This window comes from Serratia sp. MMO-28 (assembly GCF_037199905.1).
In the GTDB taxonomy this organism is placed as follows: Bacteria; Pseudomonadota; Gammaproteobacteria; order Enterobacterales; family Enterobacteriaceae; genus Chania; species Chania oryzae.
On record NZ_JBBCVB010000009.1, the window covers coordinates 114,254 to 136,352 of the forward strand.

The following is a 22,099-nucleotide window of genomic DNA, read 5'->3' on the forward strand; positions in this document are numbered from 1 at the left end:
TGGTTAATAGGAGCTAGACATGAGTCATATCACCCATACACGCATTCGCATGTTTAATACGAAAGAAACCTATCCGAATCAATCCTTGGATAACGATCTCTGCCAGGCGGTGCGGGCGGGAAATACCGTTTATGTTCGTGGCCAGGTGGGAACTGATTTTGCCGGTAATCTGGTGGGATTAGGCGATCCACGCGCCCAAGCCGAGCAGGCGATGAAAAACGTGAAACAACTGCTGGCGGAAGCGGGCAGCGATCTGTCACATATTGTCAAAACCACCACCTATATTATTGACCCTAGGTATCGTGAGCCTGTCTATCAGGAAGTGGGTAAATGGCTGAAAGGCGTATTTCCGATCTCGACCGGGATTGTGGTGGCGGCATTGGCCCAGCCGCAGTGGTTGATGGAAATCGATATTATCGCCGTGATCCCCGAAGGTTGGGTCGCGGAGGAGGCGTTATGACCTTTTCTATTGCTGCACGTTGTGCCGAGACCGGGCAGCTTGGTATTGCGCTGAGCTCTTCCAGTATTGCGGTTGGGGCACGCTGCCCTTGGCTGCTGGCGGGGGTTGGCGCGGTTTCCAGCCAGAACATTACGCTGCCGATGCTCGGCCAGCAGGTGCTGGAACAGTTGGCCCAGGGGGCAAAACCCGAACATGCGTTACAAGGCGTGCTGGCCGATCACGCGTTTAGCGAATATCGCCAGGTCATCGCGATTGACGGCTCTGGGGCAACGGCGGTGTTCAGTGGAGCAAAGTCGCTAGGCCTCTACCATACGGCGCAGGGCGCAGACTGCGTTGCCGCGGGCAATATGCTGGCAGATATTGAGGTGATTAATGCCATGGTGCACGCATTTGAGTACGCTGCGGGGCAACTGAGCGATCGCCTGATGGCGGCGCTGCAGGCGGCAATAGAAGGGGGCGGCGAGGCCGGGCCGGTGCATTCTGCTGCGCTTAAGGTGGTGGGGAACTACTCCTGGCCAATCGTTGATCTGCGGGTCGATTGGGCAGAGAACGACCCGATTGGCGAACTGGAGACGCTGTGGCAGGCGTATAAACCACAGATGCAAGCCTATCTCACGCGGGCGATAGATCCGCGTGAGGCACCAAGCTACGGGGTGCCGGGCGATGAGTGATGCCGTGCGCGACATGCTGGCGCGGCTGCTGGCTTTTGATACCACCAGCCGCGAATCTAATCTTGAACTGATTCATTTTATTCAAAATTATCTGACGGGGTTAGGGGTAGAAACGCAGCTATTCCTCGACGCCAGCGCCAGAAAGGCCAATCTTTATGCCCGTACCGGCCCGGCGGGCCATGGTGGGGTGATGCTGTCTGGCCATACCGACGTTGTACCGGCCGATGGGCAGCAATGGAGCGTGCCGCCGTTTGCGCTGACGCATCAGCATGGCCGTTACTATGGCCGTGGCAGCGCCGACATGAAGGGCTTTCTGGCGTGCGTGTTGGTCTCTGTGCCTGAGTTTGTTGCTCAGCCGCTGCGTATGCCGCTGCACCTGGCGTTTTCTTATGATGAGGAGGTCGGCTGCCTGGGGGTTCGCAGCCTGGTAGCCCATCTAAAGGCCTCGCAGGATAAACCGGCAATGTGCATCGTGGGGGAACCTACGGCAATGAAGCCGGTTTATGGCCATAAAGGCAAACTGGCGATGCGCTGCCAGGTTTATGGTCACGCTTGCCACTCGGCCTATACGCCGCAGGGGGTGAATGCCATTGAGTATGCAGCCAAACTGATTAATAAATTAACCTCGCTCGGCACCCAACTGACGGCCACACAAAACCGGTGTTTTGATCCGCCCTACAGCACGCTGCAGGTGGGCACCATTAACGGCGGCACGGTGCTTAACATTGTGCCGCAGGATTGCCAGTTCGATTTTGAGATTCGCCATTTGCCCGGCGTCGCGGTTGATGCCGTCATCAGCGAACTGGAGCAGTATGCTGAAGAGGAGCTGTTACCCGCAATGCGGCGGGTTGCGGCCAGCAGCGATATCCGCTTTCAGCCGCTCAGCCAGTACCCAGGGCTATTCACCGATCCGCAATCCGATTTTGCCCGCTGGCTGGCGCAGTGGTGCAGCAGTGATGAATTCACCACGGTGGCCTTTGGCACCGAAGGCGGCCTGTTTGATGAAGCCGGCGTGGCCACGCTGATTTGCGGGCCGGGGAGCATGGATCAGGGCCACAAACCTGATGAATACGTGAGCGTTGAGCAACTCGAGCGCTGCATGAAAATGCTGGCGAATTTGCGCACCTGGATGCTGGCTTAGGCACAGGTTCACAGCATGTCTGCCAGCTCTGTCTTGCAAAACTCGACGAAGAGCTGGGCTGGCTTGGTGAGCTGGTTGCGGGTGAGCCAAGCCACGACCAGCCCAGAGCCTTCGACCTCGTCCTGCAGTTCGATGGTCACCAGCGGCTGGCCGTCATAACTGTATTGGCCATAAGGCCGCGTGACCAGAATGGCAAAACCCAGCCCTTGGCCAACCATGCCGCGCACCATCTCTATAGACGGTGAGCTAAAGACGATATTGGGGGTTATCCCCGCCTGGGTGAATAAATTGACGAAGTAGTGACGGCTTGGCAGAACGTCCAGCAGGATCATCGGTTCAGTGGCTAGCTCAGCTAAAGACACCTGGGTTTGCTGCGCGAAGCGGTGGTCGGCTGGCAATAATACATAAGGCTTTCTTGGCTTGGCCAGAATGTCCGTTGAGATGTGATGGTTCAGTTCATGATGATATAACAGCGCGACATCAAGATTCCCCGCCGTCAGGCTTTGCACTAATTCATGCTGTTCGCCATCGCGAATAATGGTTTCTACGCCGGGATAAAGCGTTTTAAAACCTCTAATCAGTTTCGGTAAAATTAATGGGGCGACCGTTTCAAAGCAGCCAATAGTGATTTGCCCGGAAACCATATCATTATCGGCTAACGCGTTTTGCTCAAACAAATGAGCCATTCTTAATAGTTTCTGTGCTTTGTTGTAAAAGCGCTCGCCTGAAGGGGTCAGTGAAACGCCTTGCGCATGGTGACGAATAAAAAGTTGCACGCCAAAGCTGTCTTCCAGGCCTTTTATCGCGGTGGAGATCGAGGGTTGCGCGATATACAGCTTACGTGACGCTTCTGCCACGCTCCGGCATTTGGCGGCGGTAACGAAGTATTTAAGCTGGCGTAAAGTGTAGTTAGCCATCGTTGACTCCTTGATTTCGTATCGGGATAAACGTAACTGACGGTTAACCATCTCCCAGGTGAATTTAGCGATCAATGTTCAAAAATCAAGCCTGATAATTTAATTAAATGTTAATTAAATGTAAAAATAAGCTTTGCAGCATAGAGTAACCGCTGTCACTTAACAGTGAGGTAGCTCAAAGAATGCGGAGCGATCCTGGCGGCCTGATTGCGCGATATATTTATCTGCCATACCTTTCCCAGCTATTTCTAACGCCATTCCTGTTGCTAAGTTTTTTTATCACCACTCACCATATTTTTACTGCTTTTCCCCAGAGCAGAAGCTCGATAGCATCAAACTCTATATTTAACATTTAATAAACACATTAATTACATAATGAGGGCGTAGGTATGTTTACTCTCAGCGGCTGGCAAGAGCGAGCGGCGCATCAACGCTTCATCAATAACGCCATCATCGATGGTCAACAGATTGCAGCGCGAACGGGCATGACGCTTGATGTGATCAACCCGGCCAACAACCAGATCCTGGCGAAAGTTGCCGCTTGCGATGAACCGGATGTCGATCTGGCGGTAGGTGCTGCGCGCCGCAGTTTCGAGCAAGGCGTATGGGCGCATCGGCCCCCCGCCGAGCGTAAAAAGGTCCTGCTGCGCTTGGCTGAACTGATGCTGGCACATCGTGAAGAACTTGCCTTGCTTGATTCACTGAGTATGGGCAAACCGGTGATGGACGCCTGGAATGTGGATGTTCCCGGCGCTGCCCAGGTGTTCTCTTGGTATGCCGAAAGCCTGGATAAATTGTACGGCCAGGTTGCGCCGACGGCGCAGAACGTATTGGCGACCGTGACCCGGGTGCCATTGGGGGTGATCGCCGCCGTGGTGCCGTGGAATTTCCCGCTGGATATGGCGGCCTGGAAACTGGCCCCGGCGCTGGCAGCAGGCAACAGCGTGGTGCTGAAGCCTGCCGAACAGTCGCCGTTTTCCGCCTTGCGCCTGGCGGAGCTGGCGCTGGAGGCGGGGCTGCCCGCCGGGGTGCTGAATGTGGTGCCTGGATTGGGCGAGCGGGCCGGTAAAGCGCTGGGGCTGCACAGGGATGTCGACTGCCTGGTGTTTACCGGCTCAACCCAGGTGGGTAAGGCTTTCATGCAGTATTCGGCGCAATCCAACCTCAAGCAGGTGTGGCTGGAATGCGGTGGTAAAAGCCCGAATCTGATCTTTGCTGATTGCCAGGATCTGGACCTGGCGGCGCAAAAAGCCGCTTTTGCCATCTTCTATAACCAGGGCGAAGTCTGCTCGGCCAACTCCCGCTTGCTGGTGCAGCGCGCCATTCATGATGAGTTTGTCGAACGCCTGATCGCTCAGGCGGCTTACTGGCAGCCCGGCGATCCTCTCGATCCGCACAGCCGTGCCGGGGCATTGGTGGATGCCCGCCATACCCAACGCGTGATGAGCTTTATTGAACAAGCTCGGCAGGACGGCGCGCGTCTGGTTTATGGCGGCCAGCGCCTGAGCTGCAACGGCTCCAGCAACTTCGTGCAACCGACGCTGTTCACTCAGGTTAGTGCTGATATGCGCCTGGTCCAGGAAGAGGTTTTTGGCCCGGTGCTGGCGATTTCCCCGTTTGATACGGAAGACGAGGCGATCGCGATGGCGAACGGCAGTATCTATGGCCTGGCCGCCTCGGTGTGGAGTGACGATCTCAATCGTGCCCACCGGGTTGCACAACGCCTGAACGCCGGAACGGTATCGATCAATACGGTCGATGCGCTGGATGTGACGGTGCCCTTTGGCGGCGGCAAGCAGTCGGGCTTTGGGCGTGACCTCTCTTTGCACTCTTTCGACAAATACACCCAATTGAAAACGACCTGGATTCAGCTGCGCTAGCGTGTCAATGGGTTCCCTGACCATTACGAGGGTGAGACAATGACTCAAAAAGCCAATCTATTATTGGATGCGTTCCCCAAAGCCAGTGATATCGCAGGGGCCCGGCATAAAACGCTGGGCCTGGGGGCATTACTGTCGGTTGCGATCGGGTTAGTGGTATCGCAAGGCGTGATGGTGTTGATGCTGCAGGCCGTCGGCATTGCAGGATTTGGTTTTATCATCCCGCTGGGGCTGGCTTATCTGCTGGCGCTCAGCTATGCGTTTTCGTTTTCTGAGCTGTCGCTGATGATCCCGCGCGCGGGCAGCCTGAGCAGCTATACCGAGGTGGCTATCGGCCAGTTCCCGGCGATCCTGGCGACGTTCTCCGGCTATATCGTGGTGGCGATGTTTGCGCTTTCTGCCGAACTGCTGTTGCTCGATCTGATCATCGGCAAAGTTTTCCCTTCGTCGTCATTGCCACCGCTGACGGTTGCCTTCGGCATCTTGGGCCTGTTCACCGTACTCAACCTGATGAACATCGATATTTTCGCCCGCCTGCAGTCCCTGTTGGCCGTAGTGATGCTGGTGGTATTGCTGCTGTTAGGCCTGAGCGCCATCAGCCATGAACAGGCGCAGCCCTTGACCAGCCTGTTTGCCAATAGCTCGGGGAATCCGCTCGGCTGGGGCGTGCTGACGCTGGTCGCTATGGCGATTTGGGGCTTCGTTGGGGCGGAGTTTGTCTGCCCGCTGGTGGAAGAGGCTCAGCGCCCGGAACGCGATATCCCGCGTTCGATGATCGTCGGCCTGAGCGTGATTTTTGGCACCATTATGATTTATTGCCTCGGCGCCCTGTTGATGATCCCACCCGAGGAACTGGCCACCAACGGTTTACCACACTACCTGTTTGCCACGGCGGTATTTGGTGAAACGGGCCAGATATTCCTGGTGACCGCAGCGGTTACCGCCACCTGCAGCACGCTTAACTCCTCGCTGGCCACCATTCCCCGCATGCTGAGCGGGATGGCGCAAAACGGCCAGGCGTTCCCCTGCTTTAAACGCCATAGCGCCAAAACGGGCTCCCCATGGGTTTCGGTACTGTTTGTTGCCAGCATCACCGGGCTGCCGCTGCTGTTGATGGAAAACGATTCGATCAACCTGCTGCTGAGCGCCGCCGCACTGGCCTGGCTGCTGGCTTACATCATCACTCATATCAATGTGCTGGTGCTGCGCAGGCGTTATCCCAATCAGCACCGGCCTTTCCGTACCCCTTTTTACCCGCTGCCGCAGGCGATCGGCATCGTCGGCATGCTGTATGCCATCGCGAATATTTCACCTTCAACCGAGCAAGCGATACAGATTTATAAGGTGGCGGGGGTGGTACTGGGATTGGTTTCACTGATTGCGCTGGTGTGGATCAAATTTGTGATGCGTAAACCCTTGTTCAAGCCAGAGCCGCTGGCACATACGCCGCAGCCTAACGTCGATACTCATACTATGTGAAAGGATAATCGCCAATGAATATGCAAAATCATCACAAGCGTGAAACCCGTGACTACCAGGAACTGGATGCGAGCCATCATATCCACGCGTTTCTGGATCAAAAAGTACTGAATGCGGAAGGCCCGCGGGTGATCGTGAAAGGTGAGGGGCTCTACCTGTGGGACAACGATGGCAACCGCTACCTGGATGGCATGTCGGGCCTGTGGTGCACCAATCTCGGCTATGGGCGTGAGGATTTGGTGGCTGCCGCGACTGAGCAGATGCAGCAACTGCCGTACTACAATATGTTTTTCCACACTACGCATCCGGCGGTGGTGGAGTTGTCAGAAATGCTGTTCAGCCTGCTGCCGCGCCATTACAGCCACGCTATTTATACCAATTCAGGTTCTGAAGCCAACGAAGTGCTGATCCGCACGGTACGCCGTTACTGGCAGGTGGTCGGGCAGCCGAAAAAGCGCGTCATGATTGGCCGCTGGAACGGTTATCACGGCTCTACGCTGGCCAGCTCTGCGATGGGCGGGATGAAGTTTATGCATGAAATGGGCGGTATGCTGCCGGAGATCGCTCATATTGACGAGCCTTATTGGTATGCCCATGGCGGCACTATGACCCCCGAGGAGTTTGGCCGCCGCTGTGCCTTACAGTTGGAGGAGAAAATTCTCGAACTGGGGGCTGAAAATGTCGCCGGGTTTATCGCCGAGCCTTTCCAGGGCGCGGGCGGGATGATCTTCCCGCCAGAGAGCTACTGGCCGGAGATTCAGCGTATCTGCCGTCAATATCATGTGCTTCTTTGTGCCGATGAAGTGATTGGTGGTTTTGGCCGCACCGGAGAATGGTTTGCCCATCAGCATTTCGGCTTTGAACCCGACACGCTGTCGATCGCCAAAGGGCTGACCTCGGGGTATATCCCGATGGGCGGGCTGGTGCTTTCCCGCACCATTGCCGAAGCCTTGGTGGAAAAAGGCGGGGTGTTTGCGCATGGGTTGACCTACTCCGGCCACCCGGTTGCGGCCGCGGTCGCGCTGGCAAACCTTAAGGCGTTGCGCGATGAAGGGATCGTCAGCCAGGTGAAAAAGGATAGCGGGCCATACCTGCAAAAAGGGCTGCGTGAGATCTTTACCCATCACCCGCTGATCGGCGAGATCCAAGGCACCGGCATGGTGGCCGCGTTACAGTTTGCCGAGGATAAAACCCGCCGCCAGCGTTTTAGCAACGAAAGCGATATTACCTGGCGTTGCCGAACTTATGGTTTTGAAGAGGGCGTCATTATCCGCTCCACTGCGGGGCGGATGATTATGGCGCCAGCGCTGGTGGCGAAGCACAGTGAGATCGATGAATTACTGGAGAAAACCAAACGTGCAGTGGATCGCACTGCGCGCGATCTGGGGGTAATGTAATTACTCAATAAGAGATAAGCCGCAGGGAATGGCGGCTTATCTTATCTTTCGGGAAGTTATTCCCCCATCGATTCGACCAGTGCCTTTATTTTCACTGCCTTCTCAAAGTGATCCAGCTTCATGTCTTTTATCCACCAACTGGCAGCTTCCATCAGTAGTTCAGGATCATCATTTCTGTTGGCAAAAAAGGCATAAAACGAGAGCCCAACGTTATCTCCCTTCGTACGGATTTTCTCATCACAGACCTGGATAATTTTGGCTCTTAACGCTTTTCTCATGGGGATCCTGAATCGAATAGGCTCGAGTGACGGTTATGTTAATACAAAACCGTCTATCGCAAATCAGCGCAGCAGCGACTCTGTCAGGTGTGCCCATAAACTTCCTGCCACTACGATCAGCTCATCATTAAAATCATACTGTGGGTTATGCAAACCAATGCCTTCACCTGCACCAATATTGATATAACACCCTGGTACCTGTTGTGACATAAAAGCAAAATCATCACTGGCTAGCAATGGTGGTGAGTCAGTGATGACATTTTCCTCTCCAAAATATTCAGTCGCGACTTCTATTGCCAACTGGGTGGGTTTATTGGCATTGACCAAAACTGGGTAGCCAATCGAATGTGCTGTAATACTTGCAGTCGCGCCGAAACTTTTTACTTGCGCTTGCACAATTTCATTGATTTTCGCAAGAATAAATGCCCTTTGTTCCTCATTCAAGGTTCTGACGGTTAATTTCATCTCAAGTTCGTTGGGAATGATATTAAAGCTATTACCAGCCTGAATACTTGTAATACTGACAACAGCACAATCAGAAGGGCCTACATTGCGTGATACAATGCTCTGCAAAGCATGTATCACCGATGCCGAAATCACAATAGGATCGCAGGTGAATTGAGGTGAAGCAGCGTGCCCTCCCTTACCGATAATTTTGATAACCAGCGAATCTGCTGAGGCCATTATTGCACCGGAATTAATACACATCGCACCAAATTTAAGCGAAGGGGCGGGGTAATTGTGTATTGCGAAGATCATGTCGCAGGGGGCGATAGTAAACAGCCCATCATCAATCATTGCCTTCGCGCCTGCATTACCTTCCTCTGCAGGCTGAAAAATCAGATTCACCGTGCCTGAAAAGTTTTTCTTTTGTGCCAGATATTTGGCCGCAGCAAGCAGGGTCGTTGTGTGTCCATCATGGCCGCAGGCATGCATTGCGCCAGAAATACGACTTGCATAGGGCAATCCCGTCGTTTCCTCAATAGGCAATGCATCCATGTCTGCCCGCAAGCCAATTGATTTGGTGCCGTTACCGGCTTTTAAAATACCTACGACACCGGTGCCGCCAATACCTCTAATGACTTTATAGCCCCAGTGAGTTAAATATTGGGCAATGAGTTCACTGGTCCGATGTTCCTGATAACCCAACTCAGGATGCTGATGAATATCGTGACGAATTTTCTGCATTTCGTCAAAAGACTCTCTAATCTCAGGAATGATGCCTGTTGCTGTTTTCATGAGTTATTGACCTTGTTTAGTCGTAATGACGTTCTTTGAACATGCAGGTTGCCAGTAGGCTTAAACTGAGCATGATGATTAAATACCAGGCTGGTGCCATCGGATTACCGGTTATATCGAGCATCCAGGTGACCAAGAATTGCGCGGAACCACCAAATATCGCGACACCAAAAGAATAAACCACCGATGTTCCCGTTGCACGTACATGTTTGGGAAAGGCTGCCACGATTAGCATTACGCTAGAGAGTATATTGATGCCTAATGCAACAACAATCAGGATGCGGAATATGGCAGCAACCAGAATATACTCGGCTACACCGAGGAACCAGAACATCGGATAAACCAGTAATAGCGCGGTGGCCATCGAGAAAAGCATCGGCTTTTTATAATTATTAACTTTGTCGACGTAACGACCAGAGTAATAAATAGCGATGACTTGTGTAATACCTGCTATGCAGCTGAATAAGTAGGCAGTCGGTGCCGAAATGAGGCTGGTTCGTATCATGTAAGTCGGCATATAACTCATGATAATGTATGACATCGTGGTGCCAGACATAATCATTAAGATACCGAGAACTAGCTCACGAGGATGATGCGACAAGAGTTCCAGTAAAGGCCCTTTGTTTTTTTGAGTCTCAATATTTCCTTTGGCTTCAGAGGAGTAGGTTTCATTAATGTTTTTTCGGATATACAGACCGACAGGAATGATCAACATTCCGAAAATAAACGGGATACGCCATCCCCAAGAATAAAGCGCCTCTTCTGATAGTGTAGACGTTAAGATAAGGCCAAATGACGCACCGGCAAGAATACTTACGCCTTGGCTCATGCCTTGAAAGCTGACAAAGAAGCCGCGTTGATTCTTACCTGCGGATTCTAGTAATAGTGTTGTGGCAGCGCCAACTTCCCCACCAGCAGCAAACCCTTGTATCAAACGGCCGGCTAGGATCAGCAGCGGAGCCAGAATACCTATTTGTGCGTGAGTAGGGCTGAAGGCAATAAATGAGGTCCCCAGCCCCATCAAAATAATAGTGACCAGCATGGCAGCCTTGCGCCCTTTCTTATCCGCGTAGGTTCCTAGTACCATACTACCCAGAGGGCGAGTGATAAAACCTGCACCAAAAACGGCAAAAGACAACAAAAGAGAACCATAAACTGAATCGCTCGGGAAATACAGTTTACCGATAATAACAGCAAAGAAGCTATATACTGTAAAGTCAAATATCTCCAGGCCATTGCCTAGGCTTGCAGCAATGATAACTTTATAGTTACTGACTTTTCCCGCTGTTTTTTCTGCTAATAAAGAGTTTTCTGTCATACCCATAATCCTTTTAGTAGTCAGACAAGAAATTTTCAAAATTACTATCTACATACTGCATCTATCCTCATGGAAAAATTTATCTCCTGAATAATTCAAACTGCAGGCAAGCGACAAGTTCGAGAGTCTTCAAAAACATAGCTAGCTATGTTTTTGGGGATGAACAAACGCAACCAACGTACATGCCAACTTGAAGTGTGGCGGATGAAGTAAGTGAATTCTTAGTTAATATTAGACAGTATGTACATGTATATACTAATGCGTACAATATAAATTACCTTGGAGTGGGATTTGCAGCACACTTTGCATAGGAAGAATGGGGCACGTTTATGATCTTAGAGTTTTAATATCCATTTAATTAGTAATGATATTGATTTTTTCTAGAGGTGGGTCAGCAGTGAACATAATGTTTTTACAAAGCAATGTTGTTTGCTTTTCTGTCACTTATCCCTTCCTTTAACCATAAATTAAATAGGCCTTATTTTATGTGTGTGAATTATCGAGCCAATTCCACTTCAAACAGTTACGGTCAGCAAAATATGCTGATCTAAATGAATAAGCTCCCGGAAATCCGGTTTTCTTGTCTGGAGTTTGTGTTAAAGAGGGGACAGAAATTAACGGGAGGACAAAATAGAGGGAAATAAACAAGATGGTAGTAAAAAAGCCACCGTGAAAGGTGGCTTAATTATATGATTTTAAATCTAAAATTTGGCGGCCCTGCTGGGTCTGTTCTTGTTTATTAATCTATTGTTTTTAAATGAATTAATAAATTAATTTTTGATTTCGTATACCCAAATGTATACCTATTTGAATTTTTCACCCCGAATTGCGGCGGCTCTAAAAATCTTTAAACGTGCTTTAAAAGGGGTTTAAACACCGTGTGTTTAAAAACCTATCATTTTTGTTCAGTTTCCTATTCATTTTTTATCAAAAAAACACCATAAAAAACCATTTTTTATCATTTTAATACAGTGAGTTACGGTGATTTTCTGTTAAAGAAGGTGATCCATATCAATGAATTATCCTTGCCTTACCTTGTTTAAATAGCCTTGAAAAATGAGCACCACCCCACCCACCAGCGGCAAAGGGCAGCTATTTTACTCGCATGGGGCGCTATGGCGTTAAAACCGCTACAGGCTTATCGAGGGGAGAGTAAGGGTTAAAGCGCCTCAAAATGGCTTACAGCGCGTTTTGTGACGGTGGCCTTTCCAGTAGAGGTGCGTGTTTGAAAAAATGAATGTTGTTACATCTGAACGGCATTCATCCCGCTAAATCCTGCACTATCCCGGCCAATCCCGATTTACCAAGCGTTCGGCTTTGTTGCCGGGCTATCAGTCATGGCCGGAAGGGTGTGTTACCGTCGATAGTCCATTTTCAGCCCATTGGCGCGGCTGGATGTATCGACGTACACGACATGGAGAGGTGTGATTATGAAGTTATCCCCATTCTTGAAAGTGCTGGTACTCACCCCGGTACTGATTGTTACCGGGTGTGATAGCGTGATGAAGGCGGAGTTTAGAACTTTGTCGGATTGCCTGTCGTCAATTGAAAACAATTCAGGGCATTCCCTTACGGTTATCAGAGATAAACCCGACATCGTTAGCGGCAAGTTATCCAACGGGAAAACCTTTGCTTGCGAACTAAAAGAAACTGGCACCAAAGGAACATACTACGAGGGGTGGTACAAGGCCGACTGAATCCGCAAAATCCGGCGGGTAATGATGCCCGGTCAGCAACAGCCACCGGATTACGGCGGCATGATTCATTAATGTTTAATCTTGTGCATGAATGAAGAAAAAGTTTTGCCGAAATAATTCCCTATATAGACGTGAAGGTGTCGGTTCAGTCGGTTTGTCGGTTCACTACCCTGAGAGCCTTTCTGTGTCTGGGTTTGTGCTGAACCGACATTTTGAAAACGTGTCGGTTCAAAGGGGGTAAATGTCGGTTCATCGTATGGCGCGGAGGAGAGAATAGCTATTTTTGTTGGTTTTTTATTCAAATTTAATAAATCATATAAAAGGAGTAACTTTCATGTTTTGTGATTTATTGATTAGAAAAAATTAAGTATTTAAGCGGCCAGCCAGAAAAAAGGCTGAAAAACATCAGCCCTCCTACCGTGCCATTTTGGTGCACTGAACCGACATTTAACCATTTGAACCGACTGAACCGACATTTTATTAAGCGTGTCGGTTCAGTAAAAAGCCAGTCGTGGTGCGGTCTGTAGAGGTATTTATATAGAGTGAACCGACTGAACCGACAATTATTTACGCGCACACATGAGAAAAGTTACGCGCCCTCTGTATCGTCATCGTCTGGCAGCATCAGCACGTATACGGTGTGTTGCTTGCCGTTGATGCGGGGTGATTTCTTCACATACCCCCGCGCCTTGGGGCTGTCTGGCTTTTCCAGCATCCCCGACTCAAACAGGGTTTGCGCGGCCTTAAGGCGGTTGTAACCTTTCGCTATCTCCTCCTCAAACACATGCGGGAACGTGTAATAGCGCATGTCTATCTCATCACTATCCGGCGCTTCTTTCCGCCCTTGACGGTATCCGGCCAAGTCACGAATGGGTAAATCACGTGGGTCATACTTTACCGGGGCGTAGCGGCTCATGCCGTAAGCACTCAAGAAAGCTATTGCCTGCCTCACGATGGCGGAGTCCTCCCGGTTTTCCAATCCGAACAGGAACAGCCAATCGTTAAAACAGCGCTGTATGGCCTGCTGACATTGCTCTTGCGTCCATCCGGTAAGGTGCGTTGCCATTATCAGCGCGGCCTCAAGTAACGCGAATCGGCTAGCCACCCGGCGCACTTGGTCACTGGCTTGCGTAGGAATGCGCGATTGCCACGCCTCTACGGTGCGCAGGGCGGTTTCAACGGCCAATGGCTTGCAGGTGGAGAGGTAAGACACCCATTCGCGCCCAAGCGCCCCGTAGTGGGCTTTTGTGGCTGTCTGTAAGGCGTCGGCATGGCTGCGGGTGTCAGGGTGGCCGTGCGTGCGCTCTACTGCCAGAATTGGCACGTTGAGCAGGCGCACCAGTTGCCCGGCGTGTGTGGTTTCTCCGGCAGCGCTCAGGTAGGTTTCCAAATCCTTTTCGCCGGTACTCAAAGCCAGCACCCGCCAACTCAGTGTTTCCCGGTTGCCGCCGTCTTTCGCCCCCTGAATCTTGCCTGTACCGTTAAACAGAGCATAAGCCGCACTGGCGACTGATTTCGCCCTGGTGCTTTGCCCTATCTCATCCAGTGACAACAGGCCATCATTGTGCGCTACCGCCTCATTGGTCAGCCCGTACTCTGTTGCAAACCAACTCAACAGCAATTCCGTAGGGTGGCCCCACACGCTGTTAGCAATGTAGGCAATGGTGGATTTACCGCGCCCGGAATCGCCAAAAAGATGCACACCGAAACTGTCCATTTCCGCAATGTGCAGCAACGGCGCAGCCAGCGAACACGCTACGCCCAACATCATGCAGGCGTTACCGTTCACCAGTGCGCCCACCGAATTACGCCAGCTTTCTACCGTACCCCGTACACGGTAAGCGCCTGCCGCCGCGCTGCGGCCATTGAATTTTACCGGTGTTTCCGGCTCACCAATGACAGAGCCGTCCGGCATCAGGTAAGCGCCATTTTGCCAACCGGTAGACAGTGCGATACGCCAGTATTCACGCTTACCGGCGCGTTGCAGGTGGTTAGCCAGAATGGTGCGCAAGGCGGTGTTATTGGTCACGGCCAGCCCTTTACGGCGCAACCGCGCCCACCCCTCACGCTCACCCACTTCCCGCTTGGGGAGAATTTCTGTGTGCGGCTCCCGGTGACCTTCCGGCGTCCACTCAATCAGTAAATACTGTTCCTCTCCACTGTCACCCACACCAATCACGGCCAGCGGGTCACACAGCCACCCTTCTTTGTCGGTGATTTCCCCCGATTCCCGGTCAAGTTTCGGCTCAATCCAGAAAAGGCCGTCACTGCGGTAATCAATATAGGGTTTTAGCGCATCGGTGCGCGGTGCGGTGCGTGTCTGCGCACTGGCGGTTTCTGGCTGGTAAAGCCCGGCATGAAACGCAGCGGTAGCGGCGGTGATTCCTGCACGTTGGCGGTAATCATCCCAATCCGCTTTATCGTCGGTGGGCGGCAGCGTCACCCATGCATTGGCGCTACGTGCAGATTTCTCCGCCCACAACACACCAGTATTTTCCGCACCGTCCGCGCCTGCATCGTTATCCGCCGCAATAATGATTTTGGCGTGTGGGTATGCCTCACGAAACGCCTTGCAGACTGGCAGTAAATTCTGTGCATCCAGCGCGGCCACGGTGAAAGCATTACTATCGAACAGGGAAGCGGTGAGGGCGGTAGCGTATCCCTCCGCAATAATGACCACTTCCGGGCTGTTCGGTGGTGCGGCACGGGTGCAGATAAACGCGCCACGTTTACGGCTCCCAGACAGCAATCTTTTGGTGCCGTCCGGCTTGATGATTTGTGCGCCGGTCACTTCCCCGGAGAGTGTCACCATTGCCAGAATTAACGAGCCATCAGCCAGTAGCGGCAGGCGATAACCGGTCAATCCCTTGGCCTGTAAATAGGCGCTTTCGCCGGGGCTTTTGGCCGCTGCGGATAACATGTGATTAATTTTTTCCAGCGCGGCCAGAGTAGTGGGCGCATCGTCGGGTTTCTGCGCCGTGGCGGCTGGTGTGCCGTGTGCGGATTGTTGCCGGTCAGCAACGTTACCGGCCACCGCGCCGATAACGCTTTCTACCTGTTTTGCGGCCTCCACCAAACTACAGCGATTTACCCGCGCAACCAAATCAAGCCCGTCATGAGAGCCGCACTGATTGCAAAACCAGCGCCCTTTATCGTCGTGTTTATCGCAACGGAAGCGGTCTTTCCCACCGCACGCCGGACAGGCACCGTGCGCACCATTGGCGGGGACTTCAATGCTCAACGAACGGAAGATTTCAGGCCAGCGCCCGGACGCAGCATTCACCACGGCGGAAACGCCAAAACGGGAGGATTTACCGGTCATATTTGTACCCTTACTGATTATCTGCAGCCGGAAATCAGGCAAGCCGCCGCCCTGAGCAGTAGCGGCGCTCAATGCAATGCATCACGGTGCTGATTTCTGGCGGGTGTTACGGTGATTACTGGCCGTGGTGAACAGTCACCACGGCGATAATGTGCGGTGCCTCAGCGGATTGCGCCCCGCAACGGTGGCAATTCCCCCGCAAGCTGGCGGCAACGGTACAAATCCACTACGTCATAAAACCCCGTAGCGAGTTCTGCCATAACGGCCAGTGAGTCACCCATGCTTTGTAACTCCCACATTTGCGGGTCGAGGCCGTCACCCATACCGGAGAGCAAGCGCCCGGTTGTCATGATTCCTTCCATCAGTTTGCGGCCACAGAATTCAGCATCATCAAACAGGCGTTCAGCTTTCTCCGCATCAGCGTTGCGCATGGTGCTAAGCATCAGTTCAGGAATGGTGGTGTTATACATATCAGACATGGCTGGCTCCCTCGCAGGTTGCGTGTTCTTCGTAAGACTCAATAACGGCATTCATAGCCCGAATTAAATCCGGGGCGCACATCAGGAAGCTACTCAGACGGGCTACATCGGATGGGGTGAAATGGTGCGGCTGATGCCCCGTAACTGTGCTGGCCTGTATGGCTGAACCGATAAATTCCAACCCATCAAGCAGCGCGTTACGGGAAACTTCTGCATCACTGCGCAGGCTCCAACGGGCCGCATCGGTGGTAATGGCGTCCATTGCGTGATTCAGTACGTCATAAACACAATGATGATTGAGCGGTGCCGGGTTAGTCATGCTGCACCCCCTAAGACTTCCGTGGTTGTCACGTATTTAAGAGGGCTACCAGCCGCCTGCACGGTTTCATTAAACTGCGCGGCCTTGTTCCGTGCGGCTTTGCTGGTTTTGTACTGGCGATAATACTGAGCGGATTCCGTGCGGGTCGGTTTGCCGTTGAAATACTCTGTAGTGGTAATGATGATTTTAAACATGGCGCACCCCCTGAGAGGGAACACGGCCAGCAAACAGCAGCACGAAATCACGTGCCAGCAAACGGCGTGCGGTCAGTTCATCCGGGGCGGTGACAGATTCCCGGTGCGGGGTATCGCGCAGGTCAGCGCGGCGCACGGCCAGAAAGTGAAAGGTGAATTCAGGGTGTAAACAGGTAGGGGTAGCAACCATAGCGGTGGCCTCATTAGCAAGGTTTATTAACCTCACCAGACCGCTGTCAAACGGGGTGGTGAGGCGTAACAGGGTTGACAGACCGGCGCTAATGAAACCGGCGAGCACGAAGGCTCCCCCGTCACGCCCCACCGTAATACGGGCGCAACTTGGTTGGGTACGGACGCAAAAAGACCGCATTACGGAAAGATTGCGGTTGTCCGCATTAGCTCTCAGGCTGTCAAACCCGGCCAGTGGATTTACACCAGCAAGGAAACCATAGCAGCCACCAGCGGCGGCAGGCAAGGTATTTTTACGCATGGAGCACCCCCACGGAGATTGAGGCGCACACCAGCAGCGCAACCAGCACCAGCAGGAACACGGCCACAGTAGCGCAGGGAGGGGTATTAGGCGGCGTTGGTGCTGCGCTATGGGTTTCATGGCGTAGGCGCTCAGATGCCCGTAGGGCGTCCAATGGGGTAGCAATCAGCGTGGCCGCACACCAGACCGAGCCGCCGCGCTTGATGTGTACCGGCGCATAGAGCGCTAGGGCATCAAGCACCTGATTAACCCGGTGAGCCGTTAGAAAGGAGTAACGCACCAGCACAAAGCCAGCACCGCCATGAGTGGAGTAATCAACGTGTATAACGCCCCACAGCCTGTACAGCGCCAGAAAACACCAGTACGAAATCACATAGCGGCAGGCGACAAAGGGCGCACGTATCGGGAGCATTGACAGGGCTAGCCACAGGCCAGCCAGTGGGCTTTTGCCAACCAAGGAGGGGCTTCCCTTTGGCTGGCCGGTTTTGACCGTGTGGCGGTTGCTGGTGGCCGTCACGGTGGTAGCGCCGATATACAGCCTTTCCAGCACTTGAGCGCAGCAACGCAGCCCCACCAGCGCAGGATAAAATAAACGGTTCATAAATTAAGTCTCAGTAATAGATCTGTATAGCGGCATTAAATACGGTTAATGATTTTATATATTTGCCTGTCAGTGATATTAAACTCACTGGAAAGTATTTTTAATGCATGGCGGTAACTTGGGTTTTTTTTGACTAATTCGTTAAACCTGCTGTTGATTTCCTTATTCCTTTCGTAGCGCATTAACTTGGTTTTTACAGCGGAAAGTATCTGTATATAAATACGGTCACGTGAGAAGTCACGAGTAAGCAAGGTTGCCGATTCCTTGCCTATGAGGTCAATAATTTCTCGTTTAGTGGATGAATCTCTCTTTCCGACAACCACATCAAGATTTAGTCCACCATACCGCTTCATGATTAACAGTGTATTATCAAGACCAATAACGCCAACCATTTGCAACATGTTAGCAGAAAGGAAACGCAGATAATCTTTATTGTCACGCATCACAACCCCCTTTCAATATCGTTCTTACTGTTCTTTCAGATATATCAAATTGAATCGCTATGGCGTTTCTTGCTGACAATATCATCATCCCTTTGGAAATGTTTTCAGCGTATTGCGCTATTACGGCTTGATGCATGGTTGCTTTTTCTTGCGCTGAAATTGCATGCTTTAGGGAAGGAATGTAAATGTAAATATCACCACGGGATGAAAGCAAATTAACAACCCGCCTTGCTTCTAAATCCCCAAGCACACCAGCACAATATTTAAAGAAGATGCTGTGTTTTCGGTGACAATTGTTGTAAGTTTTTCCGCCCATTTCTTGCATGATTGTAAACGCTGATTTCGAGCCAATAATATCAATCAAGCGCTTACCTGTTTCCGGTAAAAATTCATATAGATCTTTGTGGTTGATAACTGGTCGTTTCATTAGCTATTTCCCCGCATTATGCCGATTGACGGCTTTTGTTTTTGGATAAAATTGCTTCCAAAACCTTATTACGCTCATCAATACGAGCTTGAAGCCAAGCATTAACCTCTGATTCAAACCAGCCCACACGGCGCAAGCCACGACGAAAGCCCGGAATAAACTCCCCGGCGCGTATCATGTCGTCAATGCTGGTGGTGGAGCTAAGGCGCAGCAATGCAGCAACCTCTTTCTTGGTCAGTATTTTTTCGGTGGAGGTGGTCATATCTGTATTCCTCTGGCTATATCTGGCCTGTTCTGGCCGTCTAGGAATACTTTCATAGAAATGGTTTCATGTGTTGGACATGACCGGCAACCTGTCGGCCATGTCGGATATTGGATTATTTATCTAGCCAGCGCTTTAACGTTTTTGGTGAAGGTGGAATGATGCCTTTAGCTTTAAAATCCTGATATATTTCTGCTTCTTGCTTATCTATATAAAGCCAAGGTTTTGCGGTTAGTTCTTTGTCTGAGTAACATAAATCAAGTAGCCCTCTTATAAAATCAGCGGCCTTTTCAGTTATATCAATGTCGACATGTCTTGAATCTATATTTTTGCCAAGTAAAAAGGCAGTAATGTCTCTCCCGCCATTCTTTAGTAATTCAATTTCGTTATGAGAAACGAAAAGTGGTAAATCCTGAACTATGACGTTTTCGACCACTACCCCATTAAGCACATTTTTAGAGCTTTCTTGTGGGTTAAATAAATAACACACCACAACGTCATTACCCTTGTGAGGGTTCCATTCTGGTGCATATAACATCATGAATCCATTAATTATGAGTTTTATTACAGGTGCCACACCTTTTTGTGTTTCTTTATCGTGTGGGATAAGCATTATGTCAACTAAATCTGTCGTTTCAATATGATTTTTCCAATGCCTTATTTCATCTTTTTTTTGTTCTTTTAAACATAGTGATTCTATTTCTTTTTCTGTGATAGATATACTGGTTTCATCGGTTCTTGAACGGTATGAATCACCATCTAATTCTAAGTCGCATGAGGCGTTTACTCGCATCAAGAAAAACATTTTCCCCAACATAAAAAAGTGAAATAAATCTTCAATATCGCAACCGGCTTTTTGAGCCGCTTTATTTAATGAGTAAAATAGTCTATTGGGTAGTGCCATTATTTATCCTCCCACAACACATAAATTACGAATACCACCAGCAGCGCTAAGGCTTCCGGTTGCGGCCCGTTCAACAAAATCACCCCACCACGCCATAAGCGTGCGGCGCTGTTCCAAATAAGTAGAGCGATTATAGACACGGCGCACCTCATCCTTATCCAGATGCGATAACGCCGCCTCTATCACATCAGAGGGAAAACCCTGCTCGTTTAGAGCGGTACTTGCCACAGAGCGCAGACCGTGAGCCACTAGCCGCCCACCATAGCCCATACGCTTAATAGCAGCATTGGCGGTTTGCTCACTCATTGGCCGCTTGGGGTCGCTGTAATGAGGGAAAATAAAATCACGGTGGCCGCTGGTGGGGCGCATGGTTTCCAGAATGGCTAACGCCTGCTTGCTCAGGGGAATGATGTGTTCCCGGCGTTGCTTTAGTCGGTCTTCCGGTATCTGCCACTCATTGGCCTGAAAGTTGATTTCATCCCACCGCGCCCCGGCAGCTTCCACGGGGCGGCAGATGGTCAATAATTGCCACTCAATCACTAACCGGGTTTGCCGCTCTACACGGGCAATGGCAAGCGCTTGCATAAAATCGGGTAGTTCCTCCGGGCGGATGGCTGGCATATGCCGGACGATAGGGGCATTAAAGGCTTTGCTGATTTTGGCGGCTGGGTTTGCCCCAATCAGGCCAGAGTTAACGGCGTAGTACATCACCTCGTTTATGCGTTGTGCCAGACGGCGCACCGTATCAGCCTTGCCTTGTGCGGATACCGGCGTTAATGCGTCTATAAAATCCCTGGCTGTTAGTGATGTAATCGGATGCCCACCAATTGCGGGGAAAACATCCCTTTCCAGTGAGCGCCAAATATCTTTCAGCGTTCCCTCTGCCAACTGCTGACCGCGCTTTAGTTCGAACCATGCTGCGGCTACATGCTCAAACGTGTTTGCTCGTTGCGCCTCCTCAGTTCGCCTTTGCTCTTTGCGGTGTTCTACCGGGTCAATGCCTTTTGCCACCAAAGCGCGATATTCATCTTTGGTTTTGCGTGCGTCAGCAATGCTGATTTCTGGATATGCGCCAAGGCTTACCATTGCACGCTGTTTGCTGTGCGGTTTGTAGTAGCGAAAGCGCCAAAGGGTGGAGGCGTTGCCAGCCTTGATAACCAATTGCAGGCCGTCACCGTCCGTAACAAACAAATCTTTACCGGATGAGAGCGATTCACGTTGCAAACTTTTGATAGTTACAGGTGTGAGAGGCTTACTGTTTTTGGTCATTGGTTCGAACCCCAGTATAAAAATGGGTATACGGTAAAAAGGGTTTTGGATGGATATACCCAATCGTATACCTAATTAATCTGGCTCTTACACTATCAAACTGGCCGTAACTGGACAATAAAAAACCCGCAAACCTAGAAGGGATGCGGGTTTAGTGTTTTTAACTGGCCGTATCTGGTACTTGCCGGTTGTCGATTTGGTGGCCCCTGCTGGGTTTGAACCAGCGACCAAGCGATTATGAGTCGCCTGCTCTAACCACTGAGCTAAGGGGCCAAGCGGCGTGATTATACGGTAATCACGTGATGAAGGTCTACTGTCTTCAAACCATATGTTGCTTTTATGCTCAGTTCTAGCCTGTTGTAATTGCACGTAGATTTTGCGATAACCGCTGTAACTTCCTTTAACGGACTCCCGATACTTATGGAACTCCTGGCGCCTAACCTGCAGGTCGTGTTCTGCGGCATCAATCCCGGCCTTTCCTCCGCCCATCAGGGCTACCCCTTCGCCAACGGCAGTAACCGTTTCTGGAAGGTGATTCACCAGGCTGGTTTCACTAAGCACCAGCTAGCACCCGAACAGTGGCTGCAATTGCAAGATAGCGGTTGTGGCATCACTGCCCTGGTGGCACGCCCAACGGTGGCGGCCAGTGAGCTGACCCGTGATGAGTTGCGTGCGGGCGGTGAGGTATTAAAAGAAAAGATCCTGCAATGCCAGCCGCAGGCGTTGGCGATCCTCGGTAAGCAGGCATTCAGCAGCGCACTGGGTATCCGCCAGGTGCCCTGGGGGCGTCAGGAGATGATGATCGGTAAAACGCAGGGTGGGTGCTGCCTAATCCGAGCGGGCTGAACCGTGCGACGCTGGAGCAGCTGGTGGCGAGTTATCGTGAACTGTTTCTGGCGCTGAAATAAAGAC

At 51.3% G+C, this 22,099-nt stretch carries 22 protein-coding genes, 1 tRNA gene and 1 pseudogene; 8 read left to right on the forward strand and 16 right to left on the reverse strand.

The features are described from left to right. Positions 1-19 precede the first annotated feature (19 nt). Genes WG891_RS10205 through argE form a run of 3 tightly spaced genes read left to right on the forward strand, consistent with a single transcriptional unit; the run spans position 20 to position 2,272 of the window. Positions 20-460 (forward strand): RidA family protein, encoded by a 441-nt coding sequence (locus WG891_RS10205; RefSeq protein ID WP_076941877.1) that lies wholly within the window; start codon positions 20-22, stop codon positions 458-460. Beyond that, on the forward strand, positions 457-1,131 hold the full coding sequence (locus WG891_RS10210) for a DUF1028 domain-containing protein (protein WP_337262642.1): 675 nt from the start codon (positions 457-459) through the stop codon (positions 1,129-1,131). Before WG891_RS10205 ends, WG891_RS10210 begins: the two co-directional genes overlap by 4 nt. Further along, positions 1,124-2,272 (forward strand): acetylornithine deacetylase, encoded by a 1,149-nt coding sequence (gene argE, locus WG891_RS10215; protein ID WP_337262641.1) that lies wholly within the window; start codon positions 1,124-1,126, stop codon positions 2,270-2,272. The genes WG891_RS10210 and argE overlap by 8 nt, the downstream gene beginning before the upstream one ends. 8 nt (positions 2,273-2,280) lie before the next feature. On the opposite strand, the gene WG891_RS10220 is transcribed toward argE, so the two are convergent. Beyond that, the gene (locus WG891_RS10220) at positions 2,281-3,189 is read right to left on the reverse strand and encodes a LysR family transcriptional regulator (RefSeq protein ID WP_337262640.1); all 909 of its coding nucleotides are present in this window, start codon (positions 3,187-3,189) and stop codon (positions 2,281-2,283) included. Between the two features lie 389 nt (positions 3,190-3,578). Here WG891_RS10220 and WG891_RS10225 point away from each other — a divergent pair, with 389 nt between their 5' ends. From WG891_RS10225 to WG891_RS10235, 3 genes are read left to right on the forward strand one after another with little or no spacing between them, the layout of a single operon-like run. Next, the gene (locus WG891_RS10225; protein WP_337262639.1) at positions 3,579-5,069 is read left to right on the forward strand and encodes an aldehyde dehydrogenase; all 1,491 of its coding nucleotides are present in this window, start codon (positions 3,579-3,581) and stop codon (positions 5,067-5,069) included. A 39-nt stretch (positions 5,070-5,108) separates the two neighbouring features. Next, positions 5,109-6,548, forward strand: a complete 1,440-nt coding sequence (locus WG891_RS10230) for an APC family permease (protein ID WP_337262638.1) — start codon at positions 5,109-5,111, stop codon at positions 6,546-6,548. Positions 6,549-6,562: 14 nt separating this feature from the next. Further along, complete coding sequence (locus WG891_RS10235) at positions 6,563-7,945, forward strand: aspartate aminotransferase family protein (protein ID WP_337262637.1); 1,383 nt, start codon at positions 6,563-6,565, stop codon at positions 7,943-7,945. A 56-nt stretch (positions 7,946-8,001) separates the two neighbouring features. On the opposite strand, the gene WG891_RS10240 is transcribed toward WG891_RS10235, so the two are convergent. The 3 genes from WG891_RS10240 to WG891_RS10250 form a co-directional block, all read right to left on the reverse strand. Continuing rightward, positions 8,002-8,223 carry a DUF6500 family protein gene (locus WG891_RS10240; protein ID WP_337262636.1) on the reverse strand — a complete coding sequence of 74 codons (222 nt, stop codon included), beginning with the start codon at positions 8,221-8,223 and terminating at the stop codon, positions 8,002-8,004. Between the two features lie 63 nt (positions 8,224-8,286). Beyond that, positions 8,287-9,462 carry a M20 aminoacylase family protein gene (locus tag WG891_RS10245; protein WP_337262635.1) on the reverse strand — a complete coding sequence of 392 codons (1,176 nt, stop codon included), beginning with the start codon at positions 9,460-9,462 and terminating at the stop codon, positions 8,287-8,289. 16 nt (positions 9,463-9,478) lie between these two features. Continuing rightward, positions 9,479-10,780, reverse strand: coding sequence for an MFS transporter (locus tag WG891_RS10250; RefSeq protein ID WP_337262634.1), 1,302 nt, complete (start codon positions 10,778-10,780; stop codon positions 9,479-9,481). A gap of 1,430 nt (positions 10,781-12,210) precedes the next feature. On the opposite strand from WG891_RS10250, the gene WG891_RS10255 reads away from it, so the two are divergent. After that, the gene (locus tag WG891_RS10255; protein WP_337262633.1) at positions 12,211-12,477 is read left to right on the forward strand and encodes a hypothetical protein; all 267 of its coding nucleotides are present in this window, start codon (positions 12,211-12,213) and stop codon (positions 12,475-12,477) included. A 589-nt stretch (positions 12,478-13,066) separates the two neighbouring features. Here WG891_RS10255 and WG891_RS10260 read toward each other — a convergent pair. The 12 genes from WG891_RS10260 to WG891_RS10315 form a co-directional block, all read right to left on the reverse strand. Further along, positions 13,067-15,799, reverse strand: coding sequence for a DUF927 domain-containing protein (locus WG891_RS10260; RefSeq protein ID WP_337262632.1), 2,733 nt, complete (start codon positions 15,797-15,799; stop codon positions 13,067-13,069). A 161-nt stretch (positions 15,800-15,960) separates the two neighbouring features. Further along, positions 15,961-16,278: a hypothetical protein gene (locus tag WG891_RS10265; protein WP_337262631.1), complete on the reverse strand. Its 318-nt coding sequence runs from the start codon at positions 16,276-16,278 to the stop codon at positions 15,961-15,963. Beyond that, on the reverse strand, positions 16,271-16,597 hold the full coding sequence (locus tag WG891_RS10270) for a hypothetical protein (RefSeq protein ID WP_337262630.1): 327 nt from the start codon (positions 16,595-16,597) through the stop codon (positions 16,271-16,273). The genes WG891_RS10265 and WG891_RS10270 overlap by 8 nt, the downstream gene beginning before the upstream one ends. Further along, positions 16,594-16,791 (reverse strand): hypothetical protein, encoded by a 198-nt coding sequence (locus WG891_RS10275; RefSeq protein ID WP_337262629.1) that lies wholly within the window; start codon positions 16,789-16,791, stop codon positions 16,594-16,596. The genes WG891_RS10270 and WG891_RS10275 overlap by 4 nt, the downstream gene beginning before the upstream one ends. Beyond that, complete coding sequence (locus WG891_RS10280) at positions 16,784-17,281, reverse strand: host cell division inhibitor Icd-like protein (RefSeq protein ID WP_337262628.1); 498 nt, start codon at positions 17,279-17,281, stop codon at positions 16,784-16,786. Before WG891_RS10280 ends, WG891_RS10275 begins: the two co-directional genes overlap by 8 nt. Next, the gene (locus tag WG891_RS10285; RefSeq protein WP_337262627.1) at positions 17,274-17,882 is read right to left on the reverse strand and encodes a hypothetical protein; all 609 of its coding nucleotides are present in this window, start codon (positions 17,880-17,882) and stop codon (positions 17,274-17,276) included. The genes WG891_RS10280 and WG891_RS10285 overlap by 8 nt, the downstream gene beginning before the upstream one ends. A gap of 35 nt (positions 17,883-17,917) precedes the next feature. Beyond that, the gene (locus tag WG891_RS10290; protein ID WP_337262626.1) at positions 17,918-18,325 is read right to left on the reverse strand and encodes a hypothetical protein; all 408 of its coding nucleotides are present in this window, start codon (positions 18,323-18,325) and stop codon (positions 17,918-17,920) included. Continuing rightward, positions 18,318-18,752: a hypothetical protein gene (locus WG891_RS10295; RefSeq protein WP_337262625.1), complete on the reverse strand. Its 435-nt coding sequence runs from the start codon at positions 18,750-18,752 to the stop codon at positions 18,318-18,320. The genes WG891_RS10290 and WG891_RS10295 overlap by 8 nt, the downstream gene beginning before the upstream one ends. A 16-nt stretch (positions 18,753-18,768) precedes the next feature. After that, the gene (locus WG891_RS10300; protein WP_337262624.1) at positions 18,769-19,014 is read right to left on the reverse strand and encodes a helix-turn-helix transcriptional regulator; all 246 of its coding nucleotides are present in this window, start codon (positions 19,012-19,014) and stop codon (positions 18,769-18,771) included. Between the two features lie 115 nt (positions 19,015-19,129). After that, entirely contained in the window at positions 19,130-19,918 is a 789-nt protein-coding gene (locus tag WG891_RS10305; protein ID WP_337262623.1) for a hypothetical protein, read from the reverse strand. A 3-nt stretch (positions 19,919-19,921) separates the two neighbouring features. Then, a complete protein-coding gene (locus WG891_RS10310) occupies positions 19,922-21,187 on the reverse strand; it encodes an integrase domain-containing protein (protein WP_337262622.1) in 1,266 nt (421 codons plus the stop codon). A 197-nt stretch (positions 21,188-21,384) separates the two neighbouring features. Beyond that, positions 21,385-21,460 (reverse strand) — tRNA-Ile (locus tag WG891_RS10315). Positions 21,461-21,607: 147 nt separating this feature from the next. Between WG891_RS10315 and mug the strand changes: the two are divergent. Next, a pseudogene (gene mug, locus WG891_RS10320) lies at positions 21,608-22,095 on the forward strand (G/U mismatch-specific DNA glycosylase). Positions 22,096-22,099: the final 4 nt, after the last annotated feature.

Excerpts from the sequence above, each read along its gene's own strand:
- WG891_RS10275 (WP_337262629.1), bottom strand. The coding sequence starts at position 16,791 with ATGTTTAAAATCATCATTACCACTACAGAGTATTTCAACGGCAAACCG.
- WG891_RS10285 (WP_337262627.1), bottom strand. The coding sequence starts at position 17,882 with ATGAACCGTTTATTTTATCCTGCGCTGGTGGGGCTGCGTTGCTGCGCT.
- WG891_RS10305 (WP_337262623.1), bottom strand. The coding sequence starts at position 19,918 with ATGGCACTACCCAATAGACTATTTTACTCATTAAATAAAGCGGCTCAA.
- WG891_RS10245 (WP_337262635.1), bottom strand. The coding sequence starts at position 9,462 with ATGAAAACAGCAACAGGCATCATTCCTGAGATTAGAGAGTCTTTTGAC.
- WG891_RS10310 (WP_337262622.1), bottom strand. The coding sequence starts at position 21,187 with ATGACCAAAAACAGTAAGCCTCTCACACCTGTAACTATCAAAAGTTTG.
- WG891_RS10250 (WP_337262634.1), bottom strand. The coding sequence starts at position 10,780 with ATGACAGAAAACTCTTTATTAGCAGAAAAAACAGCGGGAAAAGTCAGT.
- WG891_RS10220 (WP_337262640.1), bottom strand. The coding sequence starts at position 3,189 with ATGGCTAACTACACTTTACGCCAGCTTAAATACTTCGTTACCGCCGCC.
- WG891_RS10295 (WP_337262625.1), bottom strand. The coding sequence starts at position 18,752 with ATGAAACGACCAGTTATCAACCACAAAGATCTATATGAATTTTTACCG.
- WG891_RS10205 (WP_076941877.1), top strand. The coding sequence starts at position 20 with ATGAGTCATATCACCCATACACGCATTCGCATGTTTAATACGAAAGAA.
- argE (WP_337262641.1), top strand. The coding sequence starts at position 1,124 with ATGAGTGATGCCGTGCGCGACATGCTGGCGCGGCTGCTGGCTTTTGAT.
- WG891_RS10235 (WP_337262637.1), top strand. The coding sequence starts at position 6,563 with ATGAATATGCAAAATCATCACAAGCGTGAAACCCGTGACTACCAGGAA.
- WG891_RS10290 (WP_337262626.1), bottom strand. The coding sequence starts at position 18,325 with ATGCGTGACAATAAAGATTATCTGCGTTTCCTTTCTGCTAACATGTTG.
- WG891_RS10265 (WP_337262631.1), bottom strand. The coding sequence starts at position 16,278 with ATGTCTGATATGTATAACACCACCATTCCTGAACTGATGCTTAGCACC.
- WG891_RS10225 (WP_337262639.1), top strand. The coding sequence starts at position 3,579 with ATGTTTACTCTCAGCGGCTGGCAAGAGCGAGCGGCGCATCAACGCTTC.
- WG891_RS10210 (WP_337262642.1), top strand. The coding sequence starts at position 457 with ATGACCTTTTCTATTGCTGCACGTTGTGCCGAGACCGGGCAGCTTGGT.
- WG891_RS10300 (WP_337262624.1), bottom strand. The coding sequence starts at position 19,014 with ATGACCACCTCCACCGAAAAAATACTGACCAAGAAAGAGGTTGCTGCA.
- WG891_RS10270 (WP_337262630.1), bottom strand. The coding sequence starts at position 16,597 with ATGACTAACCCGGCACCGCTCAATCATCATTGTGTTTATGACGTACTG.
- WG891_RS10255 (WP_337262633.1), top strand. The coding sequence starts at position 12,211 with ATGAAGTTATCCCCATTCTTGAAAGTGCTGGTACTCACCCCGGTACTG.
- WG891_RS10280 (WP_337262628.1), bottom strand. The coding sequence starts at position 17,281 with ATGCGTAAAAATACCTTGCCTGCCGCCGCTGGTGGCTGCTATGGTTTC.
- WG891_RS10260 (WP_337262632.1), bottom strand. The coding sequence starts at position 15,799 with ATGACCGGTAAATCCTCCCGTTTTGGCGTTTCCGCCGTGGTGAATGCT.
- WG891_RS10240 (WP_337262636.1), bottom strand. The coding sequence starts at position 8,223 with ATGAGAAAAGCGTTAAGAGCCAAAATTATCCAGGTCTGTGATGAGAAA.
- WG891_RS10230 (WP_337262638.1), top strand. The coding sequence starts at position 5,109 with ATGACTCAAAAAGCCAATCTATTATTGGATGCGTTCCCCAAAGCCAGT.